Here is a 204-nt window from a genome sequence, read left to right as displayed (position 1 = left end):
TTTGGTACCTCCGACAGACTTGACAATTGTAACTTCAATTGCTGACACTTGTGCGGCAGACGCTACAGTTGAGATTACAGCTCATGCAGGTGGAACAAACCCAGTACAATATGAGATTTTATCTCCAATTGTAAGAGTGAAACAAGCCTCGACAACATTTGCAAACTTAGCTCCTGGTACTTATGTGTTCCAGATTACAGATGC

At 42.2% G+C, this 204-nt stretch carries 1 protein-coding gene; it reads left to right on the top strand.

The features are described from left to right. On the top strand, positions 1 to 204 hold a 204-nt coding region (locus tag AC6CH4_RS26095; protein WP_498108273.1), incomplete at both ends, for a hypothetical protein.

The sequence above is a fragment of the Flavobacterium sp. GQ95 genome (assembly GCF_059758655.1).
The sequence above is the reverse complement of the archived record's forward strand: the minus strand, read 5'-3'. Positions and strand labels throughout refer to the sequence as shown.